At 64.7% G+C, this 2,154-nt stretch carries 4 protein-coding genes; 1 reads left to right on the top strand and 3 read right to left on the bottom strand.

Features of this window, described 5'->3' with window-relative positions; genetic code table 11:
- On the top strand, positions 1–203 hold a 203-nt coding region (locus ACMUOO_RS17205; protein WP_413855807.1), incomplete at its 5' end, for a fasciclin domain-containing protein.
- 9 nt (positions 204–212) lie between these two features.
- Here the strand turns inward: ACMUOO_RS17205 and msrQ are convergent.
- The 3 genes from msrQ to ACMUOO_RS17190 all read right to left on the bottom strand — a co-directional run.
- Positions 213–866 (bottom strand): protein-methionine-sulfoxide reductase heme-binding subunit MsrQ, encoded by a 654-nt coding sequence (gene msrQ / locus ACMUOO_RS17200; protein WP_301920205.1) that lies wholly within the window; start codon positions 864–866, stop codon positions 213–215.
- A complete protein-coding gene (gene msrP / locus ACMUOO_RS17195; protein ID WP_301920382.1) occupies positions 866–1,771 on the bottom strand; it encodes a protein-methionine-sulfoxide reductase catalytic subunit MsrP in 906 nt (301 codons plus the stop codon). The genes msrQ and msrP overlap by 1 nt, the downstream gene beginning before the upstream one ends.
- A gap of 174 nt (positions 1,772–1,945) precedes the next feature.
- Positions 1,946–2,154, bottom strand: a 209-nt coding sequence (locus ACMUOO_RS17190; RefSeq protein WP_413855806.1) for a hypothetical protein, incomplete at its 5' end; no start/stop codon positions are given.

Below are 2,154 nucleotides of genomic sequence, written 5' to 3'. Positions count from 1 at the left end.
TTCTCACCTATCACGTGATTCCGGGCGCGGTGACCTCGGACCAGCTCGCGGGGAAGCGCCTCGATGTGGCGACAGTCAACGGCAAGACCGTGCATGTCGATGGCCGCAAGGGCGTGAAGGTGAACAAGGCAAATGTCGTGACCGCCGACATCATGGCGTCGAACGGCGTCATCCATGTGATCGACCGTGTGCTGCTGCCCTGATTGGTGATCTCAGGACGATGCGAGAGGGGGCGGCGGGTTCGCCCCCTTTTCGTTTCCCGCGCGGAGCACTCCTGGCGAAACCGCTCGCAGCGCGAGAAGAACGATCACTATTCCCAGATACACGAAGGGCTCCAGCGGCCAGGCTTTCACCAGCCAGACAAAGTGGATCGCGCCGAGCAGGGCCGCCGGATAGACGAGACGGTGCAGCCATCGCCATCGCGCCGTGCCGAGCGCGCGCAGGGACCAGTCGTTCGAGGTCGCGGCAAGCGGAATGAGAAGCACCAGCGCGACCATGCCGACCGTCACGTAAGGTCGCTTCACGATATCGCCCAGCGCCTGGGCCCAGAGCATCCCCATGTCCAGCACGAGCCACGCGAGGAAATGCAGGACGACGTAAGAGAACGCGAGAAGCCCGACCGCACGGCGATACTTCACGAGGTTCACTCCGGCGAAGCGCCGCAGCGGCGTGATGCACAAACCGGCCACGATCAGCTTGAGTGCCCAAAGACCGAGCGTCCTCTCGATTGCCTTCACCGGGTCCGCTCCGAGACCGCCGCTTGCCCCGGCCCAAAGGAGCCACACCGGCGGGGTCGTGCCGGCGACATATATGGTCCAGGCCGGAACCCGCCGGGCCACATGGTTCACGGCGCCGGCAAGGGACATCAGTAATCCTTCGCCAAGTCCTGCCCCGCGTAGAGCGAAGCAACCAGATCTCCGTAGCCATTGAACTTGAGCGTCGGGTGGCGGCCGCCGAAGAGTCCTTCGCCGATCCGGCGTTCCGTGGCCTGGCTCCAGCGCGGGTGATCGACTTCCGGGTTCACGTTCGAATAGAAGCCATACTCGCGCGGCTGCAGCATGTTCCACGTCGTCTTCGGCTGGCTGTCGGTGAGCGTGATACGCACCACCGACTTGATCGACTTGAAGCCGTATTTCCAGGGCACAACGAGCCGGATCGGAGCGCCGTTCTGTTTCGGCATCGCCTCGCCATAGAGCCCGGTCGCGAGGATCGTCAGCGGATGCATCGCCTCGTCCATCCTGAGCCCTTCACGATACGGCCATTCCAGAATCCCGCGGCGCTGGCCCGGCATCTCCTCCGGCCGAACGATCGTTTCGAAGGCAACGTACTTAGCCGAAGGCTGGACACCGACGCGCGCGAGAAGGTCGCCGAGCGGGAAGCCGATCCAGGGCACGACCATCGACCAGGCCTCGACACAGCGAAAGCGGTAGATTCGCTCCTCCAGGGTGACGCCGGCAAGGATGTCGGCAAGGTCGTAGTCGCCCGGCTTCTCGACCATGCCGTCGATCTTCACCGACCAGGGATCGATCGTCAGGGCCGAGGCATGAGCGGCAGGGTCGCCCTTGTCCGTACCGAATTCGTAGAAGTTGTTGTAGGTGGTGATGTCCTCGAACGCGTTCGGTTTCTCATCGGTCGAGAACTTCGACTGCACATAGGACAGCTTCGCCGTGGCCGGCCCTGCGAGCCCGAGCGCCGCAGCGCCGGCCAGAAGTTGCCGGCGGGTCAGGAAATCCGCCTTTGGCGTGACATCGCACCACTTCAGATCGCGCATGATGCGGCGGGCCATCAGACTCTCCCTGCGTTTGCAGGAGGAGCCTACCGCTATGGGGGGCGTCGCGAAAGTAAAGCTGCCTCACGTCTGCGTGGACGGCCTGTAATGATTCGTCCGGGACCGCGAAGAAGCGATGCAAAGACAAAGGGGCGGCCATCGCCGCCCCCTCATGGCTCAGTGGAGGGGAGCGCCCTCGGGGCGCGGCCGGTTGGAGGCGACGACCCGATCGCCGAGGACGAGCCCTTCCGGCCCCGCGTCCACCGACACCGTGTCGCCGTCGCGCACCTCTCCGGCCAGGATCATCTCGGCCAAGGGGTCCTGCAGGTCGCGCTGGATCACCCGCTTCAGCGGCCGCGCGCCATAGACCGGATCGTAGCCGGCGT

Origin of the sequence: Albidovulum sp., assembly GCF_041919395.1 — a bacterium.
Lineage (GTDB): Bacteria > Pseudomonadota > Alphaproteobacteria > Rhodobacterales > Rhodobacteraceae > Albidovulum.
Note: the sequence above shows the minus strand (reverse complement) of the source record. Positions and strands in the feature narration are given on the sequence as shown.